We start from the raw sequence: 25,983 nt of genomic DNA on the forward strand, positions 1-25,983 counted from the left end.
TCATTATTGCCTACACTTTATTTGCAGTTATTGGGCTGCCCTTTTCGTTCATAGCGTTGCATCTTTTGCACTCTCTACTTTTCAGTTAATGAAAGGGATGTTTCTTTTATCCCTTCAAATTCATTTAATAGGTACTTAGCTATCTTTTCAACTGCGGGGAAGTCTACTATTTCCTCATGTGATCCAGGGACAGAATACTTATTTACTCTTCCTTTTAATAAAGGTCCCCAATCTGTAAACAACTCTTTTCCTTCCTCAGCACTAAAATAGAGAATTTCTCCAGAGTATGGTATTAAATCATGATCTGCCATTATGTTCAGGCATTTCCTATGAGCATTGATAACTTGCTTCAAATTCATAAGGTCTGCATCAGGCGGGAGTACTCCTTCCATAATTAATCGCTCTACAAGCATATCTTGTTCATGGAAGAGGCCTTTCACCCGCTCAGTAAAATCTCTAGAAATGAAATGCTCATATATATATGAGAGCATATCCTCCGTTGTTTTATAGTCCTGCTCTGAAGGTACTTTAGTATCCATTAGTATCAACAACTCAACTTCCTCACCTTGATTCTTTAGTACAGTTGCGATTTCATAAGCAATCGCACCGCCTAAAGACCATCCTCCAAGACGATATGGGCCTTCTGGCTGAACACGTTTGATTTCTTCAATGTAAAGTTGAATTAGTTCCGGCAAGGTCAATTCATCAATTTCTTCCTTTTCTATAAGAGGATTCTGTAAACCATAAAATGAACAATGGTTCTTAAGTAATCTTGCTAGTTGAATGTAACAGAATACATTCCCCATAAACGGATGAACACAGAAGAAAGGGCTTTTTTCTGATTCTTGTAGTGGAACTAGCGCTGCTACTGATTTCGTCATATCATGCTTATCACGAATAAGGCATGCGATTCCTTCCAATGTTGGGTTCTTAATCAATGTTGAAACCTTAATCTCTTTTCCAAACTTCTCCCTAATTTTTGAAACTAATTTAATTACAAGGAGAGAGTGTCCTCCTCTATTAAAGAAATCATCATTTACATAGACATCTTCTATCTGTAACACATCCTGCCAGATTTTAATCAACTGATATTCAATTTCATCCCTTGGAATGATTGGTGTAGAGAAGTTATTTTCTCTATGAATAGTTAAATTGTTCAATGCCTTTCGATCAACTTTGCCATTCGTTGTAAGAGGAATCTCGTCTACCTTAATAAAGTGTGCGGGAACCATATAATTTGGTACTTGTGTCTTGAGATACTCACGCCACTCATGCATACTACCATCTCCAACTACATAAGCAACCAATCTCTGCTCTCCTAATTTATCCTCTGTTGCCAAAACTACTGCTTCTTTTACCAATGGATGCCTCTCTATACTCGCTTCAATCTCTTCAAGTTCAATACGAAAGCCCCTAATTTTCACTTGATTATCAATTCTTCTCAAGTAATCTAAATTACCATCAGGTAAATAACGAACCAAATCTCCCGTACGATATAAACGCTCTTCTTCATTAAATGGATGACAGATGAATCGCTCTGCTGTTAATTCTGGGCGATTCAAGTATTCTCTCGCTATACCTGCACCCCCAATATATAGCTCACCTGTTACACCAACTGGAACAGGTAACAAATTTTTATCCAATACATAAGTTTGAACGTTCGGCAACGGACGTCCAATTGTTACTCTCTTACTATCTTTTTTGATATGATAGCATGTTGCATCAACCGTACATTCTGTAGGACCGTATACGTTATAAAAATCAATCTTTTCAGTCTCTACTAGCTGTTCCCATAATGACGGCATGATTGCTTCACCACCGACCAATATCTTGCTTGGTACATGAACATCAGCACTTATTTCTAGCAATCCTCCATCTATTAGTAATTGAAGTAATGAAGGTGTCATATCAAACATTTCCAATTTATTCTCCCTAATATAGGACACAAATTGTTCTGGATTAGTGCGAACTTCACTTGGAATAATATATAAACTTGAACCATAAAGCAGCATTTGTAATTGCTGAATAGATACATCAAAGGCAATTGATGCATTCAAACCGACGCGCATATTACTAGGTATCTCATGTGAGAAAACTTCTTTTTGTAAACCATAGGATAGGTTTATTACAGAATGGTGCTGTACTAAAGCTCCTTTTGGATTCCCTGTCGAACCAGAAGTGTAGATAACATACGCTAAGTTTTCCCCTGTTACCTCACATATTGGTGAAAGTTTGCTTTCTTGAGAAAGCATTGCTTGGTCCCTATCTAGGCAAACTGTCTTAATGTCTTTAGGAATCCAGCCTAGTAATACTTCATTTGTAACTAACACTTTAATTCCTGTGTCTTCTAAAATATATTGTAGGCGGCTTTCCGGATTCGATGGATCTAATGGAACATAGGCTGCTCCAGCCTTCCAAATTCCCATGAGACCAACAACCATCTCAACTGAACGCTCAAAGCAAAGGCCAACTAATGACTCTGTCCCAATTCCACATTTCTGTAAATGATGGGCTAATTGATTAGCTCTTTCATTCAGCTCTCGATATGTTAGTTGCTGTTTTTCATCTACCACTGCCAACGCGTCAGGCGTACGATTTACTTGCTCTTCGAATAGTTGATGAATTGCATTCTCACGTGGATAGGATATAGTATTATTATTCCATTCTTCCAATAGCTTTCTTTGTTCAGCTTCCGTAATATATACTAGCTCCGATAGATTTTGATCAATGTTTTTGAGCATTTGCATTAACACTTTGTGTAAATGACCCAGCATTCGTTCAATGGTTACTCTATTAAACTTACTACGGTCATACATTAACTTTAACGATAACTGGATTCCTGGAACTACAGCTAACCCTAATGGGTAGTGGGTTTGTTCTACCCCTTCCAATTCACCAATTTCCAGATTTTCTGAAGACTCCTCTTTCACTGGATAATTTTCAAACACATATAAACTATTGAACAGCGGTATTCCTCTAGGAACTTCACTCCACCCCTGAATCTCTGTCAAAGAAGCATACTCATATTGTCTTCTTTCTATCTCTTCCTCTTGTATCTTCTGCAACCAATCTATTAATTTTATATCATCCATCAATTGAATTCGCGTCGGTGACGTTGTAATGAAAGGACCTACGATGTTTTCAACATCAATAATCTCCGTAGAACGTCCTGAGCTTGTTACACCAAAAACAATGTCATTTTCTCCACTATACCGGCTCATGAGATATGCCCATGCACCTTGAATTACTGTACTCAAAGTAAGTTTATTGCGTTTCGCCCATCCTTGTAACGCTTGAGTCTGCTCTTCTGATAAATACGTAACCTTCTCTGTGTAACCTTTTTCTTCCTCTTTACTTTCTAAGCCCAGCAAAGTTGGCGCAGTAAAACCTTTTAGCTTCTCTCTCCAGAATTGTTCCGCCTGCTCCTTATCTTGCTCTCTTAACCATTGGATATATTTCTTATATGGTGAGGACTTAGGTAACTTCACAGCTTCTCCATTCATTCTCTTCTGATAGACTGTAAGTAATTCATTAAATACTAATGGTAAACTCCATCCATCCAGTAAAATATGGTGATGGGTCCAAACAATCCGATATTCTTCCTCACCTTCTTGAATGACTGTTACCCGCATCAATGGTGCTTCATCAAATTGGAAGGCTTGTTTTCGATCTAATGCCAAAAAGACTTTTCTTTTTTCCTCTATCTCTTCACTTGTCATTGTACGCCAGTCTTCTTTATTCACTTTAAATGGGATATTTTCATACACCACTTGTACAGGTTCTTCAATTTCGTCCCATACAAATCCTGTACGAAAAATTTCATGCCGCTGAATTACAGATTTCCACGCCTGCTCAAATGTAGGAATATTCATTTTTCCTCGAATCATAAAACTCAATTGCACTATATACGGTGCAACATGTTCATCCCCTTGGTCATGCAATGTGTGGAAAATCATACCTTCTTGCAAAGGTGATAGTGGATATAAATCAGTAATCTGATTGTTCTTTCCGCGATGCATTTTGTTTAGTACATTTGTCAAACCTTCTTGGCTAAGATTAGCCATTGCAAAATCCGAAATGGTCAGTGCAGATTCTCTATCTGAAAATTGAATCAATGTACTCAGTTGATATAGCATATTCTGTGCAATACTTTGAATCGTTGATTTGGCAAATTGTCCAACATTGTATACCCAAGTGAATTGAAGTTTTCCATCCGTTACAACCCCAATTACATCAATTACATGCGATCGCTTGGAACCGGCAGCATGATCTAAACGCTTAAATTCGTTCTCCGGAATAAACATTGCATCGCTAGAAAACATTTGGTCAAATTGTCCAAGATAGTTAAAACTAATAGACGGTGTATATTGGGAGCTTAATTGCTCACACATTGTTGCGTTCATGTAACGCAACACCCCATAATCAACACCCTTATTAGGAATTTTGCGAACTTGTTCTTTAACTGCTTTTAATGCTTCAATTGGCGTATTAGCACTAGTAATATTTAAATGAACTGGGTAAATACTTGTAAACCATCCCACAGTTCTCGATAAATCAACATCTTCAATAATCTCTTCTCGACCATGTCCCTCTAAATCTACGCTCAATATCGGCTGCCCCGTACATGCTGCCGTAGCTTGTACTAATGCTGCTAATAATACTTCATTGATTTGGACACGGTGAGTGCTTAAAGTCTCTTGCAATAACATACGGGTCTCATTCTCATTTAACACCACAGTAATTTCCTCAGTTACTGCGCTTACTGGATTACTTATAGTACCATCTACTGGCAATTTAACTACGTCTTGTTCAGCCTGCTCCTCCCAGTAATGTAGCACTTCTTTTGATAGGCCAGTTTCAGCATAATGATGTAATTTCTCCGACCATTCTTTAAAAGATGTACTCTTCATAGGTAATTGAATTTTCTGCCCTTGGACTACTTGCGTATATGCTGTTTGCAAATCTTCCAATAAAATTCGCCAAGAAACACCATCCACGGCTAAATGATGAATTGTCCAAAATAATCGGCCAGCGTGCTCACCTTCATCAAAATACACCATTCTCATTAGCGGACCATCATGTAAATTCAAACTTTCTTGTGCAATATTAATCTCTTTTTGAATAACCTGATGCCAATCAGCTTCCGGCACTTCGTCTAATGAAATGACAGTAAGCATCAATTGTTCTTCTATTCCTTCATTCCACTGTTTCCAAACCCCATTAGGTAAACGTTCATATCTTAAACGCAGAGCATCATGATGAAGTAGAAGGTTACCTGCCGCCTTTTCCAGTGATCCTATGTACAATTTCTCTTTCGTTCTAAAGAACATGGATTGATTCCAATGATGTGGGTTAGGATGATTTTGTGCAAAAAACCTTTGCTGAATAGGTGTAAGTATCGTCTCTCCAGTTATAATTCCCTGTTCAGCTTGTACACCTTGTTCTTCTTTGACTACTTGCGCCAACTCAGCAATTGTTTGGTGTTCAAATATTTGTTTTGGTGTCAATTGTAAACCAACTTGCTTCGCGCGCGAGACAATCTGAATGCTAAGAATTGAATCTCCACCAATTTCAAAGAAGTTATCATTCATACCAATACGTTTTGAACCTAGCACACGTTCCCAAATGATAGAAAGCTTATGTTCACGTTCATTTCTTGGGGCCACGTATCCTTCTTGTGTTCCTTGATAATCTGGTATAGGTAACGATTTCCGATCAATCTTTCCATTTATGGTTAGCGGTAATTCTTTCATTTCGACAAAGTAGGAAGGTATCATATGGATTGGCAGTTTTGTTTTAAGATACTCTCGCCATTCTTCTAAACTGCCTTCGCCCACTACATAAGCTACCAGCCTCTTATCTCCCGACTGATTTTCCCTAACCATTACAACTGCCTCTTTTACTAAGTCATGCTCTTGTAAAGTCGACTCAATCTCTCCAAGTTCAATTCGAAATCCTCTAATCTTCACTTGATTATCCATTCTTCCTAAGTAGTCTATATTACCATCAGGAAGATATCTCACAAGATCACCTGTTCTATATAACCTCTCGCCTTCTTTGAATGGATGAGAAATAAATCGTTCGGATGTTAACTCTGGACGATTCAAGTACCCCCTTGCTAGACCTGCTCCTCCGATATAAAGTTCCCCCATTACACCAACTGGAACTGGCAACCTATTTCTATCTAATACATAAGTTTGGATGTTAGGCAATGGACGTCCAATTGTTACTCTCTTACTATCTTTCTTGATATGATAGCATGTTGCATCAACCGTACATTCTGTAGGACCATATACATTATAAAACTGGATTTTATCAGTCTCTACTAGCTGTTCCCATAATGACGGCATAATTGCTTCACCACCAACCAGTACCTTACTTGGAACATGAACGCCATCGCACGTTTCTAACAATCCGACATCTATAAGTAATTGAAGCAATGAAGGTGTTATATCAAAGATTTCTAACTTGTTCTCCCTAATATAAGCTACAAACTGCTCCGGATCACTTCGTACTTCGCTTGGAATAATATACAAACTTGAACCATAAAGCAGCATTTGTAATTGCTGGATAGATGCATCAAAGGCAATTGACGCATTTAAACCGACATGCATGTTAGATGGTATCTCATGTTCGAAAACCTCTTTTTGTAAACCATACGACAAGTTTAGTACAGAATGATGCTGTATCGAGACACCCTTTGGATTCCCCGTTGATCCTGAAGTATAGATAACATACGCTAAGTCTTCTCCTGTTACTTCACATTTTGGTGAAAGAATGCTTTCTTGTGAAATCATTATTTGATCCCTGTCTAGACAAACTATCTTGATTTCTTTAGGTATCCAATCTTCCAATGACTCGTTCGTAACTAATACTTGAATTCCAGTGTCCTCCAAAATATATCGTAGGCGACTTTCTGGATATGATGGATCCAATGGAACATAGGCTGCTCCAGCCTTCCAGATCCCCATAATACTAACAATCATCTCAACTGAACGCTCAAAGCAAATTCCAACTAATGATTCAGTCCCAATCCCACATTGCTGAAGATAGTGGGCCAATTGATTAGCTTTTTCATTCAGCTCTCGATATGTTAACTGCTGTTTTTCATCTACCACTGCTACCGCATCAGGTGTACGATTTACTCGCTCTTCAAACAGCTGATGAATCGTACTTTCCTGTGGATATGCTACAGTATTATTATTCCACTCCTCCAACTGTTTTTGCTGTAATCCTGATAATATAGGCAACTTAGCTAATGATTTATCAGGATTCTCCACGATTACATTCAACCAGTTCCCAAAATGTTCAGCCATGGATTCAATAGTTAAGCTGTCAAATAAATCAGTTCTATAAACAAAAGTAAGTAATAAACCCTCTTCCACTTCTGCAGCAGTTAAACTTAAATCAAACTTAGCGATCGGAGCATTACTTTCCATTACTTCTATATTTCTTCCATGTAGTTCTGGTAGCTTCTGTCCCGTATTTTGCAAAGTAAACATGGTTTGAAAAATCGGAGAATGGCTTGTATTTCGTTCAGGTTGGATAACCTCTACAATTTTCTCAAACGGAACATCTTGATACTCATACGCCTTCAATGCTTTTATCCGTACTTGAGATAACAACTCTTGAAATGCCGGTGCATTACTTAAATCAGCTCGATAAACCAAAGTGTTGACAAAGAAACCAATTAGCCCCTCAATTTCTCGATAATTTCGATTTGCAATTGGGCTACCAACAATAATATCCGTTTGTCCCGTATAACGAGCAAGGAAACTTTGATACGATGCCAATAAGGTCATGAAAAGTGTGGCCCCTTCTTGACGACTTAGTTCGTTTAATTTATCCAGTAATGAGCGTGACAACAAAACATTATGAGTTAATCCATGATGGGTTTGCACTGGCGGACGCGGACGATCCATTGGCAACATTAAGACTGGTAACTCACCAGATAATTCTTCCTTCCAATATGCAAGCTGTTGATATAGTACTTCATCTTTCAACCAGTCTCTTTGCCACTGAGCAAAATCGGCATATTGAACTGGTAGTGGTTGCAGCTCTGCTTGTTTTTCACCAATCGCATTCTCATAAAATGCCATCCATTCTTGAAGCAAGATTTCCATCGACCACCCATCCGAGATAATATGATGCATATTACACAGAAGAACCCATTCTTCTTCTGAAATTCTTATGAGTTTCCCACGGAATAATGGCCCTTGTTCTAAATCAAATGGAGATTCGACTTCAGTTTGAATCCATTGCTCCAACTTTCTTTCTCGCTCCTCTAATGAAAGCTTAGTTAAGTCCATTTGCAGAAGCGGACGGAAAACGTACGGTTGAATCTGCTGCACAGGATGGCCATCCTCTTCATAAAATACAGTCCGCAAAGATTCATGACGCTCTATCAACTGATTCCATCCCAACTCCAATGCCTCAGGTAACCAATTCCCTGTAAGACGGCATACCATTGGCATATTATAAAGTGCACTATTAGGTGCAAATTGATCAATAAACCATAAGCGCTGTTGGGCATAAGATAGTGGAATATTATTTCCACGTTCCATCGGCACCAATGGTGGAATTTCTCGTTTTTCATTCCCCTTACGTAACTGATCCATTCGTTTCGCTAATGCCTCGATCGTTGAATATTCGAACAGTTCACGTACTGGCAAATTGATTTGAAAGACTTCCTGTAAGCGTGAGACCACTTGTGTAGCAAGTAGAGAGTGACCACCAAGCTCAAAGAAAGAATCCTGAACACCAATGTCTCCTATTCCTAGCACTTGACTCCACACTGAAGCGATAAGTTCTTCCAGCGGAGTTCTTGGGTATACAGTATTTTCAGCGGATTGTTCACTAAGTATAGGCAATGCCTTCAAATCAAGTTTTCCATTCGGTGTAAGTGGTAAAAATTCCATCTCAATAAAGTTTGTTGGAACCATGTAATTTGGTAAATGTGTTTGTAGATGTTCTCGCCATTCATGGACACTTCCTTCACCAACTACATAAGCTACTAATCTCTTATCACCTTGATTATCCTCTCGTACCAATACAACTGCTTCTTTCACAGAAGAATGTGCCTGCAAAACAGCTTCTATTTCTCCCAATTCAATCCGGAAACCACGAATTTTTACTTGGTCATCTATACGTCCATGGAACTGGAGATTACCATCAGAAAGATAACTTGCTTTGTCTCCTGTATAATAGAGACGTTCTCCTGACTTGAATGGATGTGGAATAAATTTTTCCTTTGTAAGATCCGGACGATTAGCATATCCACGTGCAAGACTCTTCCCTCCAATATAGAGATCTCCAATTACGCCAATTGGTACTAGCTGAAGATGAGAATCTAACACATAAACTTCTGTATTTGCAATGGGTCGACCAATCGATGGCGTACCTGTTGTCACTCCTACAGGTACATAACAATCTGTGGTAACAACGGTATTTTCCGATGGACCATACTGATTAATTACCGCAAAAGGAATATCGTTAGATGGGTACTGCGTTAATTGATCCCCACCAGTAATGATAAAACGAAGATCCGTTTTATCTGGCCAAGATAATTTCAAGAGCCTTTCCAGAATAGGCGTAGGTGCAAAGCTAGCTGTTATTCGTGAATCAATGAGCCAGTCCCTTAGTGCTTCTGGATTAATTCTCAGTTCCTCTGTTGACAAGTAGAGTGCTGCGCCAGCAGTTAGATACGGCCAAATCTCCTGCACAGCCGAATCAAAAGCAACCCCTGCAATCTGAGTCGCACGATCCTCTGCTGAAATATGATAAACTTCCTGATGCCAAGAAACCATATTCATTAATGAGCGATATTCAACCATGACACCCTTCGGTTTTCCTGTAGAACCAGAGGTATAAACAATATAGGCTAAGTTCTCTGGATTTATTTGACGTGTAGGTGCGATTACGCTTTCCACCGTTAATTCTTCTAAACTCACCATTTCGACGTGTGCGAAATGTCCGTCTTGTCCTTCCGCCGTCACTACAAATTGAATTCCTGCATCTTCAATCATGTATTCTAACCTTGATTTTGGATACAACGGATCTAAAACGACATAAGCTCCACCAGCTTTTAAAATGCCTAGTAAACTTACCATCAGCTCAGCTGACCTCGGAAGATAAACCCCTACCACTGACTCTGGGGCTACTCCCTTTCGCTGTAAAACATTTGCCAACTGATTTGCTTGTGTATCCAGTTCACCATAAGTCCACTGTTTTGTTTGATCAACTATCGCAATCGCATCAGGACGCCTTGCTACTTGCTCCTCAAATTTGTCGCAAATAAGACCCTGATGAGACATTTCCATTACAGTGTCATTCCATGTTTCTAATAACAAAGTACGCTCGGTTTCTGATAGCATGCTCAGGTCATGCAACGGATTTTGTGGGCGATGAGAAACTTCATGTAGCCATTTCTCAAAGTGTCCTGCCATCCGTTCAATAGTAGTAGCATTGAATAAATCCTTATTGTACTCAAAAGTAAAAAGTAATCCCTCTTCCGTCTCAACTGCCATTACACTTAAATCAAACTTTGCAATTGGACTATGGCTTTCTATCATTTCAATACTTCTACTAGATAACACCGGTAACTCTTGTTTCATATTTTGCAAGATGAACATAGTCTGGAAAATTGGCGAATGACTTGTACTTCGCTCCGGTTGCACAACTTCTACAATTTTTTCAAATGGAATATCTTGATATTCATACGCCTTCAATGCCTTTTGACGAACCTGATACAGTACATCTTGAAATGTCGGTCTACCACTCAAATTAGCTCGATAAACCAGCGTGTTAACGAAGAAACCAATTAGTCCTTCAATTTCTCTATAATTCCGATTCGCAATTGGGCTTCCGACCAAAATATCTTCTTGTCCCGTATAACGAGATAGAAAGCTTTGATATGCAGCTAAAAGCGTCATGAAGAGCGTAGCCCCTTCTTTTCGACTAAGTTCATTCAATTTATCATGTAGCGTGCTTGGCAGAACCATAGTGTATGTCGACCCGTGATGAGTTTGTATTGCGGGACGCGGGCGATCCACAGGAAGTTGGAGTACAGGAAGCTCCCCAGACAATTCTTCCCTCCAATATTGGAGTTGTTGATCAAGCACCTCCTCCTTTAACCATCTTTTTTGCCACTGAGCAAAGTCGGCATATTGAACCGGTAATGGTTCAAGTTCCGCTACCTTTCCATCCGTTGCTTTCTCATAAAATGCCATCCATTCTTCAAGTAGGATTCCCATTGACCATCCATCTGAAATGATATGATGTAGAGTACAAAGGACTATCCATTCTTCCTCTCCCACGTGCAAAATACTTGTCCTGATTAATGGACCCTCTGTTAAATCAAATGGTACTTCTGTTTCTTGTTGAATTAAACGTTTAACTTCTTCTTCTTGATCTTCAGAAGAAAGCATAGTTAAATCCGTTTTCGGAATTGATTGAAAAGCATACGGTTCAATTTGCTGTACGGGTTGACCATTCACCTCTTGAAAGACCGTCCGCAGTGATTCATGACGTTCTATTAGTTGATTCCATCCCGTTTCCAATGCTTCAAGTAGCCAATTCCCTGTAAGACGGCATACCATTGGCATATTGTAAAGGGCACTATTAGGTGTAAATTGATCAATAAACCATAAACGTTGTTGGGCATAAGATAGTGGAATAGCTTCTCCTCGTTTCATTGGTATTAGTGGCGGAATCTCTCGTTTTTTATCTCCTTTACGTAACTGTTCTAATCGCTTTGCCAGTGACTCCACCGTTGTATATTCAAATAGTTCACGTACTGGTAATTCGATTTGAAAAATTCTCTGTAAACGTGACACTACTTGAGTAGCTAGTAGTGAATGACCACCGATTTCAAAAAAGGAATCCTGAACACTAATATTTTTTATTCCTAACACTTGGCTCCAAACGGAAACGATGAGCTCCTCCACTGGTGTTCGTGATGAAGTAATATCTTCACTTATGAACTGTTCTTCTAATTCCAATAATGCTTTCCGATTCACTTTACCATTTGGAGTGAGTGGCATACCTTCAATTTGGAAAAAGTATGCCGGAACCATATAATGTGGTAATTGCTTCTTGAGATATTCACGCCATTCTCCAGCATCCCCTTCACCCACTACATAAGCTACTAACTGCTTATCTCCTGGTCGTTCTTCCTTCACCAACACGACTGCCTCTTTTACAGATGAGTGATCATGTAAAGCTGCTTCAATTTCTCCCAATTCAATTCGGAATCCTCTAATTTTAACTTGGTTATCTATTCTTCCAATATATTCTAAGTTACGATCATTCATATATCTCACCAAGTCACCCGTTCGATATAATCGTTCCCCGTCCTTAAAAGGATGCGGAATAAAACGTTCAGTAGTTAAATCCGGTCGATTGAAGTAGCCACGTGCCAATCCTACTCCTCCAAGGTAAAGTTCCCCTGCCACACCAATCGGGACCACTTGTTGATATTGATCTAACACATACAACTCTGTATTATCAATTGGACGACCAATCGGAATAATCATTGCTTCTTTTTCTAAATCACAATCGTAATAAGTCACATCCACAGTCGCTTCAGTAGGACCATACAAGTTAATTAACTTTGTTTGCTGAACATTGTAAAAGATCCCCTTAAACCGGCGAACATGCTCAGTGTTTAACGCTTCTCCACTAGTAAAAACTTGAATTAAAGACGATACATCCCTTTTCGAATTATATAGTTCCATATAATCTAAGAAAGTAGATAACATCGACGGAACAAAGTGTATGGTGGACACGCGATATCGTTCAATATACTCCTCAATCACCGCAGGATCTTTCTCTCCTCCTGGTGGAAGTAAACAAACACGTGCTCCTACAAATGACCACCAAAATAATTCCCATACAGAAACATCAAATGAAAACGGTGTCTTTTGTAGGATTGTATCCTCCTCGGACAATGGGTATTTTTTCTGCATCCACTGTAGGCGGTTGATAACGGAATGATGTTCAATCATTACCCCCTTTGGATTTCCCGTCGAACCCGAAGTGTATATAATATAGGCTAAGTTATTTGCTGTTACTCCACTTACCGGAGCTAAATTACTCTCTTTAGAAATCATCACTTGATCCCGGTCTAAACAAATTGCTTGAATATCTTTAGGTAACCAGTCTTGTAGTGCCTCTTTTGTTAACAGCACTTGAATTTGTGAATTCTCCAAAATATATCTCAGGCGGTTTTCAGGATAACTTGGGTCCAGTGGGACATAAGCCCCACCTGCCTTCAAAATCCCAAAGAGACCGATAATCATATCAGGAGAACGTTCAATACATATACCAACCAATGATTCAGGTCCGATACCTCGTTTTTGTAGAAAATGTGCCAATTGATTCGATTTTTCATTTAGTTCTTGATACGTTAGCTTTCCACCCTCATAAACTACCGCCACTGCGTCAGGTGTCCGTGCAACTTGCTGCTCAAATAGCTCATGAATCATACAATCATGACCATAAACTACGTCCGTATCATTCCATTCTTCTAGGAGTTGTTTTTGCTCAGTATCCGATAACATTGACAGCTTTGTATATGATTCATCTGGATGATACGTGATTTCATTTAGCCAGTTCTCAAAATGTCCTGCCATACGTGCAATGGTACTACTATCAAATAAATCCGTGTTGTATTCAAATGAGACGAATAGACCTTCTTCCACTTCATAGGCAGTTAAACTCAAATCAAATTTAGCAATAGACATATTACTTTCTACCATTTCAATACTTCTATCAGGCAAATCTAGTCGTTCTTGTTTTATATTCTGTAGCGTAAACATGGTCTGAAATATAGGGGAATGACTCATGCTTCGTTCAGGTTGCACAGCTTCTACCACTTTTTCAAATGGTATATCTTGATATTCGTAAGCTTTTAACGCCTTTTTCTTTGTTTGGTTCAAAATCTCCCGAAAAGTAGGGGTGCCACTCAAATCTGATCGATAAACCAACGTATTAACAAAGAAACCAATTAATCCTTCTACTCCCTTATGGTTCCGATTTGCAATCGGGCTACCAACTAGAATATCTTTTTGTCCCGTATAACGAGCAAGAAAGCTCTGGTATGCGGCCATTAAAGTCATAAATAAAGTAGATCCTTCTTGTCGACTTATATCCTTCAATTGACTGAGCAATTTATAAGGAAAAATCACATGATGCGCAGCCCCAGAGTAAGTCTGCTTAACCGGTCGAGGTCGATCCACTGGCAGTTGTAAGATAGGAAGCTCACCAGACAATTCTTCCTGCCAATACGTAAGCTGACGATTTAGCACATCACCTTGCAACCACCCCTTTTGCCACTTCGCAAAGTCTGCATATTGAATAGATAATGAACTTAATTTAGCAGGATTTCCGCCCGTTTCTTCTTCATAGAAAGCAAGGAATTCATTCATGAATATACCAATGGACCAAGCATCAGAAATAATATGATGCATCGTACACAGTAATAACCATTCATCCTTCTCTAATTGAACAAGCTGATTACGAATTAAAGGACCATTCATTAAATCAAATGGTTCTTGCGCTTCTCTCGCAATTAAACTATCTACCTCTTTTTCTTTTACTTCTAGAGGAAGTTGAGAGTAATCCCTTACAGGTAATGCTCTAGGAAGGAATTCGACAATTTGTTGCACAGGCTGTTCTCCTATTTCTTTAAAAACAGTTCGTAATGATTCATGACGTTCAATGAGTCGATTGAATCCCTTCTCTAATGCTTCAGGTATCCAATTTCCTTTTAGATGCCATACTGTTGGAATATTATATAAAGAACTGTTTGGGTTAAATCTGTCCATAAACCACAAACGTTGTTGTGCATAAGACAACGGGAGTGCTTCTTTATTCTCCTTTTTTTGCATTTGCTTCTCAAGCCATGCTCTCTTCTCAGGAGAAAGTGAACTCAGCTTTGCAAGTAAATCACTTCTCATTTTTTTACCCCTTCCTCAATCAAATTACTCTCAAATATCCCTTGTGCTTCTTCCTCTGATAACTCTTCTAATTGCTTAAGCAGTTCCAGTAATTCTTCATCATTACTCACTTCTGCTTCTTTTTGAATATAATCTTGAAGGCTTATATTCTCCTTACTATCATTCTGCATTTCTTGATTTTTGTTATCGAGCAATTGATCAATCTGTTCTGCCAATTGCTGCACCGTATGAAACATAAATAAATCATGCAATGGTATCTCGATTCCAAAAGCCTCTTTAAGATTGGAAACAGCTTGCGTAGCAAGTAATGAATGTCCACCAATTTCAAAAAACGAATCTTGAATTCCGATGTTTTCCATGCCTAAAACTTCATGCCATATCGAAACAATTGTTTTTTCCGTAGACGTACGAGGAGCAGTATAACAACTTGCTATCTCCTGCTTCTCTGGTGCTGGTAAAGCCTTCCTATCAATTTTCCCATTAGGAGTGAGTGGAAATGCATTTAATCCAACAAAATAGGATGGAATCATATAATTTGGTAGTTGGTCCTTGAGATAATCACGCCACTTTTGAGCATCCCCGTCTCCTACAACATAGGCAATCAAACGTGGATCGCCAGGATAATCTTCCCGCACCATCACAATAGCTTCGTTAACTAATGTATGCTTTTGTAATACCGCCTCGATTTCTCCTAGTTCAATCCGGAACCCACGAATTTTCACCTGATGATCAATTCTTCCAACATACTCCAAATTTCCATCCGGCAAATACCTTACTAGATCTCCAGTCCGGTATACTCGCTCGTCTTCTTTAAACGGATGCGGTATAAATCGATTTTTCGTTAAGTCAGGGCGTTTTAAATATCCACGTGCTAACCCTGATCCACCAATGTACAGCTCACCAACTACACCAATTGGAACCATTTTTTGCTCAGCACTCAATACATATACTTCTGTATTGAAGATTGGTTTACCAATTGGTGGTACCCTATGCATGACACCCTTTTCTAATTCCAGATACGTGGAATACGTAGTATCTTCAGACGGTCCATATAAGTTGAACACCTTCTCAATCGTACTTCTCTCGTATAAATCTTGAACAAGCGGATATGGCAACGGTTCTCCAGCCAAATTCATTACCTTTACTGAAGAAGGAATTGTTTTTGCTCGAACCAGTTCCTTTGCTGCCGATGGCACAGTATTAACCAAAGTCACACCTTTGGTAGACAACTTGTCTAGATGTAGAGCATTTTCAGCGACAATCACCTTACCACCCATCGTTAAGGGAACAAATACTTCAAAAACGGATAAATCAAAAGATAGTGAAGTTGAAGCTAATACTCCCGCTAATTCCTTTCGAGAATACGTATGATGCGCCCAATGAATCATTGTTACTGTATTCCTGTGCTCAATCATTACTCCCTTTGGATTTCCCGTGGAACCTGAAGTATAGATAATATAGGCTAAGTTATCACCCGTCACTTCACTCGTGCATACCGTAGTAACTTCTTGTTCTATTTCTGCTCGATTACGATCAATACAAATGACGTTAACGAATGTAGGTATAACCATTTTTTGTTGTAACTTTTCCTGTGTCACCAGTACCTTTATTTGAGCATCTTCTAAAATGTACTGCAGTCGACTTTCCGGATACGCTGGATCAATTGGGACATATGCTCCTCCCGCCTTCATAATTCCTAAGAGACCGACAATCATCTCGGATGAACGTGTAACGCAAATCCCAACCAATGTTTCGCATGTTACACCATTTTTTTGTAAATAATGTGCCAACTGATTCGAGCGTTCGTCCAACTCTCGATATGTTAGTTCTTCATCTTCGCACACTACTGCAATTGCTTCTGGTGTTTTTTCCACTTGTTCTTCAAACATTGTATGAATCGTACTATCTTCTATATCTATAACGGCTGATTCATTCCATTCCTCTAGTAGTTGCTTATATTCCACTTTCGATAACATATTCAATTCTGATAATAAACATTTTGGATAAGAGGCAATTTGATTTAACCAATGTTCAAAATGATTTACCATACGTTTAATGGTTGTATCATTAAACAAATCAGTATTATATTCAAAGGTTAGTGATAATCCTTCTTCCGTCTCAGAAGCAAATAAACTCAAATCAAATTTGGCAACAGAAACATGGCTTTCCATGAGTTCCATTTGTCTTTCGGATAGCTGAAGAAACTCTTGTTTCGTATTCTGTAAAGTAAACATAGTTTGGAATATTGGTGAATGACTTGTATTCCGTTCAGGTTTTACGGATTCTACCACTTTCTCAAATGGGATGTCCTGATACTCGTATGCTTTTAGTGCTTTTTTTCTTATCTGCGACAATAGTTCTTGGAACGTCGGATTTCCACTGAAATCAGCTCGATAAACTAACGTATTTGCAAAGAATCCTATTAATCCCTCAATCTCTTTCACATTTCGATTAGCGATGGGGCTTCCAACTATAATGTCGTCCTGTCCTGTATAACGAGAAAGGAAGCTTTGATACGCTGCCATCAATGTCATAAATAAAGTGCATCCTTCTTGCAAACTTAAATCTTTGAGCTTTTCCTGTAAGGAATTCGCCACTATTAAGGACTGACTTGCACCACGATGGGTTTGAACTGCAGGTCGAGGACGATCCATCGGTAATTGTAAAACCGGTAGTTCCCCAGATAATTCTTCCTTCCAATATTGAAGATGCTGATTCAAACTCTCCTCTTTTTGCCATTCCTTCTGCCACATAACAAAATCTGAATATTGGATAGATAACTCCTTCAATTCCACTGGTTTTCCGGTTAGTGCTCCTTCATAAAAAGCCATCCATTCTTCAAGTAAGATTCCCATTGACCATCCATCTGAAATAATATGATGCATCGTACAAATGAGAACCCATTCTTCCCTGTCCACTTTCAATATTCGTGTTCGAATCAGAGGACCTTGTCCAAAATGAAATGGTTCCTCCGCCTCGTTTTGAATAAGGCGTTTCATTTCTCTTTCCCTACCTTCCAAAGAAAGATCTGTTAGATTCGTTTGAGGAATATGCCTGAACACATGAGATTGAACTTGTTGAAAAGGTTCACCCTCTTGTTCTAGAATTGTCGTCCTTAATGATTCATGACGCTCCAACAATTGATTCCATCCGACCTCCAATGCTTCAATTGACCATTCACCTGTTAAGCGACACGCTGCATGGATATTGTACATAGCACTATTTGGCATTAATTGATCAATAAACCATAGACGTTTCTGCGCATAGGAAAGTGGGATAACTTCTTCTCGTTTCATAGGTACAAGAGGAGCAACCTCTCGTTTTTTATCTTCTTTTCGTAACTGATCCACTCGTTTCGCCAATGCTTCCACTGTATCGTGCTTGAAAAGTTCACGTAATGGAATTTTAATTTGGAACAGTTCTTGCAATCGAGAGACAATTTGAGTCGCAAGTAGTGAGTGCCCACCACGTTCAAAGAAGGAATCCTGAATGCCAATATTTTCTGTTCCTAACACTTGACTCCAAACCGAGGCAATAAGCTCTTCCGATGGCGTCCGAGGTAGCACATTTAAATCTTCAATAGCTTGTTCATCAGGTGCTGGCAAGGCCTTTCGGTCAATTTTCCCATTTGGAGTAAGCGGGAAGTGTTCTAACTCTATAAAGTGCGCTGGAATCATATGATTCGGTAATTGTTTTTGTAAATACTCTCTCCACTCCTCGGTATTTCCATCGCTTATTACATATGCAACCAATCGTTGATCACCTGGACGATCTTCTCTAACTAATACGACAGCCTCTTTAATAAACGAACATTTTTCTAAAGTCGCTTCAATTTCTCCTAATTCAATCCTAAAACCACGCATTTTGACTTGGTGGTCCATTCTACCTATAAATTCTAAATTTCCATCAGTTAAATATCTTACTGAATCTCCTGTTCGATATAGTCGTTCCCCAAATCGATATGGATGCGAAACGAATTTTTCAGCAGTAAGATTCGGACGATTTAAGTATCCACGTGCTAAACCAGCACCACCAATATATAACTCACCCTCAATTCCTATTGATTGCAAGCGTTGATTTTGGTCTAATACATATAATTGCGTGTTCTGTATTGGCTGCCCAATAGAAACAAATTCTTGATTAGGCTGAATATCAAATGCATTCACATAAATAGTGGCTTCAGTTGGTCCATAAAAGTTGGTTAATTTCACTTGTCCACTATAATTCCATTTCTGTTGAAATCGTCTAACCAACCCTGAACTTAGTTCTTCTCCACCAGAAAATACATGGCGTACGGACGAACAATTCATGTTCAATTCAATATGATTGAAGTGGTCTAAGAAAACAGATAACATCGAAGGTACAAATTGAACTATAGTAACCTGATGTTGTTTAATCACTTCAGCTATAATAGAAGGATCTTTTTCTCCACCTGGAGGTAGGAAAGATACACTTGCACCAACGTGAATGCCCCAAAACAATTCCCAAACAGAGACATCAAATGAGAATGGCGTTTTCTGCAAGAGCACATCCTTTTCAGAAAGCGGATATTTATGTTGCATCCATTCTAGATAATTAATTACTGAATGATGCTCAATCATTACTCCCTTTGGATTCCCTGTAGATCCTGAAGTATACATAACATACGCTAAATTTTCTCCTGTTACACCACTTATGAATGGGGTTGATTCTTCTTTTTCAATTGCAGTATAATCTTTATTCATACAAATCGTTTCTATTTTTTCAGATACAAACAAATTTTTAGAATTTTCTTCCGTCACTAGTACTTCGATTCCAGCATCCTCTAATATATATCGAAGTCGACTCTCTGGATAAGTAGGGTCAAGTGGAACATACGCTGCTCCTGATTTTAGAATACCTAATAACGCTATCATCATTTGTAATGAACGTTCCATATATACCCCAACTAGAGACTCTGGGCCTACACCATGCTTTTGTAGATAATGAGCTAGCTGATTTGCACGCTTCTCCAACTCTTTATAGGTAATTTGTTCATTTTCGTAACTAGCCGCGATTGCTTCCGGTGTTTTTTTAACTTGCTCCTCAAACATCGTATGAATCATGCCTTCAGCCGAATAATTAAATTGAGTATGATTCCATTCCTCTAGTAACTGTATCTGTTCTTCTTCTGTTAAATGAGTAATTTCAAATAGTTTTGAATCTAGGCTCTTCGTCATCTGAATTAATATTTGCAATAAGTGATTCTGAATCAGATTTATTGTTTCTTCATTAAAATAGCTTCGATCATACATCAACTTTAAAGTAATTTTCTTACCGGGCATTACAATGAGTGTTAAAGGATAATTTGTTTGTTCCGTGCTTGTAACATCTAGTAATCTTAAATCATCATTTCTCTCACCTTGAATTGGATAATTTTCAAACACATACAAGGTATGAAATAAGGAGCTATTTCGCGGAACCTCACTCCAGCCTTGAATATCTATCAACGAATTATACTCATACTGTCTTCGTTCCATTTCTTTCATTTGTATTTTACGAAGCCAATCTACTACTGATGTATTATCCGTTAATCGAATTCTGGTAGGTAATGTGTTAATAAATAGCCCCACCATATTCTCTGCTCCCATTAAATCAGTAGGACGTCCAGCGCTAGTTACGCCAAATACGACGTCACTGTCACCGCTATACCTACTCATCAAATAAGCCCATGCACCTTGTACTAACGTATTCAACGTTAATCGACTATTTCGTACCCACTCTTGTAACTTCTCAGTAAGTTTCTCAGATACTTGATAAACACACTCTCCATAGCCCTTCTCTTGTCCTTGATCCTTTTTTTCCATTGCTAATGGCGTAGGTGCATAGAACCCTTTTAATTCTTCTTTCCAAAATTCCTCTGCTTGACTTTGATCTTGTTTATTTATCCACTGGATATATTTTTTATAAGGAAGAGATTTAGGAAGAGTCAATAATTCTCCCTTTATCATCTTGAGATAAACTTCCATCACTTCACTAAAGACCAATGACACACTCCATCCATCTAGCAAAATATGATGATGTGTCCAAATAATTCTCGTTTCCTCTTTTGCTTCTTTAATCGCAGTGACTCTCATCAATGGTGCTTCATCCAATAAAAATCCTTTTCTACGATCTACATTCAAAAACTGTTGTAATTTCTTCACCCTTTCCTCATGTGGATAGGTGCTCCAATCCTCTTGATGAATAGTAAAAGGAAGACGTTGGTAAACCGCTTGTAGTGGCTTTTCTACTTCCTCCCATACAAATACTGAACGTAAAACCTCATGTCGATTAATAACATATTCCCAAGCCTTTTCAAAAGTATCAACATCCAATTGCCCCCCGAGCAAGAAACCTACTTGTACAATATAGGAAAAAGAATGTTCATCATCTTGATCGTATAAAGTATGAAACAGTATTCCTTTTTGCAAAGGTGATAAACCATATATATCAATAACGTCTCCCATTTTTACACCCTCTTCTTTGTTAATTTAAGTAATACTTTGCTCAAGCTTTCTTCCGTAAGATCCTCTGCATCAGCAAAATCTGATACCGTAAAAGCAGACTCTGTTGTTGGTTTATTTATAAGTTGACGAAGATGCCTCAACATACCATCTGCTATCACTTGAATTTTTAATTTAGAAAACTGTTCCCTACTATACATCCAAATAAAATGTAACTTTTCATCTTTCACCATTCCGATAACATCAATTAGATGAGATGGTTTGGAATCTGGAGCATGATCTAAAAATGTAAATCCTGTCTCTTGCATAAACAAAGAGTCCCTTGAAAACACCTGATCAAATTGGCCCAAATAGTTAAAGCTTATTGAAGGCTTTTGCTGATAAAACGGAAGTAATCCTTTATTCAAGTAACGTAAAATACCATAGTCAACTCCGCGATTTGGGATTCGACGCAATTGCTCTTTGACTGCCTTTAACCCTTCAATAGGTGTCTGAGTTCCTTGAAAATTGAGATGAACGGGATAAATACTCGTGAACCAGCCCACTGTCCTTGATAAATCAATACCTTCAATCATCTCTTCTCTCCCGTGTCCTTCTAGATGAATAGAAACGGTTTGCTGATTTGTACAATCGACGATAGCTTGTCCTAATGCCGTTAATAGTACCTCATCAATCCTTGTCTTATGAGTGACTAGAACTTCGTGAAACAATGCTTGTGTTTCTTCTATTCCTAAAGTCCTCGTCACTTGATCAATCGATTCTTCTGTCGTTTCTTGTATTGGATAGTCCATTGGAATTTTCATCGTTTCTTTTTCTACTTGTTCATTCCAATAATCCTTTACTTCTTTTGAAATACCCGAATCACTGTATGTCTGAAGTCGTTCAGACCATTCTTTAAAAGATGTACTTTTCGCAGGTAAGCGAATTTCTTGACCTTGTTTCATCTGGTTATATACCAACTGTAAATCTTCCAATAGAATCCTCCATGACACTCCATCTACTACTAAATGATGTATCACCCAGAATATTCGATCATTTTCAGTCAAGTTATCTTCAAAGTACACTACTTTCATTAACGGACCAGTAATTAAATTGAAACTAGCTTGATGAATATTCATCTCTTCTTGTATTATTTTATTCCACTCTTTTTCATTAACTTGATTCCGTTTTACAACATGGAGTACTGACAGCTCATCAGTCCCTTCATTTCTCTGCCTCCACGTTCCGTTTGGTAACTGTTCGTACCGGAAACGTAAAGCATCATGATGTTTCAGTAAATTTAATATCGCTCCCTCTAGTAATTTCACATCCAATCTTTCTTTTACTCTTAAAAGCATTGATTGATTCCAATGCTCTGTATGTGGATGTTCTTGCTCGAAGAACCAGCACTGAATTGGAGTAAGAGGCACATCACCTATCACAATTCCCTGCTCCGCTTGTACTCCCTGCGTTTCTATAGCCACTTGTGCCAGCTCAGCGATAGTTGGGCATTCAAACATTTGCTTTGGAGTAAGTTTTAACCCCACTTGACTTGCTTGAGATATGATTTGAATACTGAGAATCGAGTCGCCACCAATTTCAAAGAAATTATCATAGATTCCCACCTTTTTAACACCTAATACTCTCTTCCAAATGGTAGTTAGTATCTGTTCGTTACTATTCCGAGGGCCAACACATTCACTATTAATCTGCGTTTCCTCCGGCATAGGTAAGGCCTCACGATCAACTTTACCGTTAGCTGTAAGTGGAATAGCTTCCATCGCCACAAATCCCGAAGGAACCATATAACTTGGTAGTTTCGCTTTAAGATACTCTCTCCACGCATCTACATTTCCATCTCCTACAACATATGCTACTAATCGTTTATCGCCTGGCTGATCTTCTCTTACAATTACAACTACCTCTTTTACATATGCATATGTATGTAAAGTAGACTCAATTTCCCCAATCTCAATTCGGAAACCACGTATTTTAACCTGATGATCAATTCTTCCACGATAATCTAGATTCCCATCTGGCAAATACCTCGCTAAGTCTCCTGTCCGGTATAATCTTGCTTTCAGATCACTACTAAATGGATGAGATATAAAACGCTCTGCTGTTAATTCAGGTCTATTTAAATACCCACGTGCAAGCCCTGCCCCGCCAATATAAAGTTCACCATCAACACCTATAGGAACAGGTTGTTGATAAGCGTCTAGTATATACACTTCTAAATCGGGAATCCGCTTTCCAATATTACTTCTTGAAGCCTGCTGCACATCATCTAAAGTAATTGGATAATATGTAACATGAACTGTAGTTTCTGTAATTCCATACATATTAATTAACTGTGGGTTTTTCTCCCCATACCTTTGAAACCACGGTAACAAGCTAGTAGGTTCTAACGCTTCTCCGCCAAATATGACATAACGCAGCTGCAAATTTTTATTCTTATCTTCTTGTTCACACACTTGTATTAATTGTCGAAATGCGGAAGGTGTCTGATTTAGAACTGTGACTTCTTCCTCCACCAATAATTGATAAAAATCCTTAGGTGATCGACTAATCCAGTACGGAACAACAACTAATTTTCCACCATATAATAACGCTCCCCAAATTTCCCATACTGAGAAATCAAATGCATACGAATGAAAAAGCGTCCAAGTATCTTTTTCATTAAACTGATACCAACAATCCGTCGATTTAAATAACCGAATGACATTGTGATGTTCTATCATAACGCCCTTTGGATTTCCCGTTGATCCCGAAGTATAGATTACATATGCCAGATTTTTGGGACCGACACTAGAAACCGGCAAAGTCTTACTTTCTTTCCCAATCTCATCTTGATCACGATCCAGGCAAATCGACTCAACATTTTCTGGTAACCAGTTCAATTCTTTTAAACTTTCTTGCGTTACGAATAACTGAATGCTAGCATCTTCTAAAATATATTGAAGTCGTTGCTCTGGATATGTTGGATCAAGTGGGACATAAGCCCCACCAGCCTTCAAAATCCCTAAAATACCTACAATCATCTCGTGGGAACGTTCAACGCACAGTCCAACTAAAGTATCAGGTCCTACTCCTTTTTTCTGCAGATAATGAGCTAACTGGTTTGCACGTCCATTAAGCTCCTTATAAGTAATTTTTTCTTTTTCATACGTAACTGCAATAGCATTTGGATAAATCATCGCTTGCCGTTCGAACATTTCATGAATAGTTACTTGAGGCGGGACATCCAGTTTAGGATTGTTGAACTCAACTAAACTTTTTCTTTTATCTTCCTCAGAAATGATTTCTATTTCAGCCACCTTCTGCTTTGGGTTTTCAAAAGTGTTTTCCATTATCACTAACATCACGTTAAAAAACCGTTTTATCTCTTCCTTAGAAAATAGCTCCTCACGATAATCAATATGTACATGTAAAGAGTCTATATCAATTAGATTTTCAATATGCACTGCAAAATCTTGTACTTCTTCACGGTTTGGAATCCATAGTGAGTCACCACTTTCATCACGATCCCTATAATCAATCGTAGTTCCGAAAAGTCTCACATTACTGTTATTCTCTTTATTCATCTGCTTTAATAACAAATCAAATGGATATTTCTGGTGTCTTAATGATTTACTTTGTTTTCTGGACACCCTACTAATAAATGAAAGTACTTCTTCTTCTGGATCAATATCCATTCTTAAAGGAACTGTACTCACCATCATTCCAATCAATTTTCGTTCCATTTTAGTCATACGGTTGCCGTAAGCCATTCCTAAACCAATATCAAGCGATGAGGTCCACCGATACATGGACAACGAGAAAGCAGCAACAAAAAGGGTGTATAAACCAAATTTGTAATCTTCAGAAAATTTTTCTATCTTTCTCTTCAAATGCTCCGTTAATATAAACGTCTCACGTGATGCTTTGGTACCAACTTGGTACGTATTATAAGGCTTCAACCCGGTCATAGATGGCAGTGTTTTAAATTCCTCTAACCAAAATTTTTGATCTTTTTGAAAACGACTACTATTCAAGTATGTTTGTTCATTGGTCAGAAATTGAACATATGAATTTTTAATTTCGCCTTCCTCATTCTCGTTATGCATGTCATAATAATATTTTGCAATCTGCTCAGTAAATATTTGAATTGATAAACCATCCATAATAATATGATGAACATTTCCAAAGACTGCACATTCATTATCGTTTAATTTTATTAAAGCGAAATAGTATAAATTGGAATTAAATAATGTAAACGTTTCTTTTGTTTTCTGCTCAATCCATTCCTCAAGCAAATTTGTATTCTCCACATTACTGAAATCAAAAAACTCAAATTCTTGTTCTTCATGTTTAATAAAATATTGTTTCGGTTCCTGATGCCCATTTTCTTTTAACCTAATGCACAGACCGTCATTTTCACTGATAACGCGATTCACAACTTGGTTTAATTTTGAATAGTTCATTTTCCGATGAAGTTTAAATAAAAATCTTAAATTACATATTCCTTTATCAGAATGAATAACTTCTGTATACCATATTCTTCGCTGTGGATGGCTTAATGGATAACATTCCTCATTGGTCAT

3 protein-coding genes are annotated in these 25,983 nt (G+C 38.3%); all 3 read right to left on the bottom strand.

What is annotated here, in order from left to right; translation table 11 throughout:
* Nucleotides 1-74: 74 nt before the first annotated feature.
* From AB6801_RS00100 to AB6801_RS00110, 3 genes are read right to left on the bottom strand one after another with little or no spacing between them, the layout of a single operon-like run.
* The gene (locus tag AB6801_RS00100; protein ID WP_097999487.1) at nucleotides 75-14,957 is read right to left on the bottom strand and encodes a non-ribosomal peptide synthetase; all 14,883 of its coding nucleotides are present in this window, start codon (nucleotides 14,955-14,957) and stop codon (nucleotides 75-77) included.
* Nucleotides 14,954-21,424 (bottom strand): non-ribosomal peptide synthetase, encoded by a 6,471-nt coding sequence (locus AB6801_RS00105; protein ID WP_097999486.1) that lies wholly within the window; start codon nucleotides 21,422-21,424, stop codon nucleotides 14,954-14,956. Before AB6801_RS00105 ends, AB6801_RS00100 begins: the two co-directional genes overlap by 4 nt.
* 2 nt (nucleotides 21,425-21,426) lie before the next feature.
* On the bottom strand, nucleotides 21,427-25,983 hold the full coding sequence (locus AB6801_RS00110; protein ID WP_097999485.1) for a non-ribosomal peptide synthetase: 4,557 nt from the start codon (nucleotides 25,981-25,983) through the stop codon (nucleotides 21,427-21,429).

This window comes from Bacillus sp. RCC_6_1 (assembly GCF_041360755.1).
Lineage (GTDB): Bacteria > Bacillota > Bacilli > Bacillales > Bacillaceae_G > Bacillus_A > Bacillus_A cereus.

What these genes read in the sequence shown, in the direction of transcription:
- AB6801_RS00100 (WP_097999487.1), bottom strand. Translation starts at nt 14,957, where the DNA reads ATGAGAAGTGATTTACTTGCAAAGCTGAGTTCACTTTCTCCTGAGAAG.
- AB6801_RS00105 (WP_097999486.1), bottom strand. Translation starts at nt 21,424, where the DNA reads ATGGGAGACGTTATTGATATATATGGTTTATCACCTTTGCAAAAAGGA.
- AB6801_RS00110 (WP_097999485.1), bottom strand. Translation starts at nt 25,983, where the DNA reads ATGACCAATGAGGAATGTTATCCATTAAGCCATCCACAGCGAAGAATA.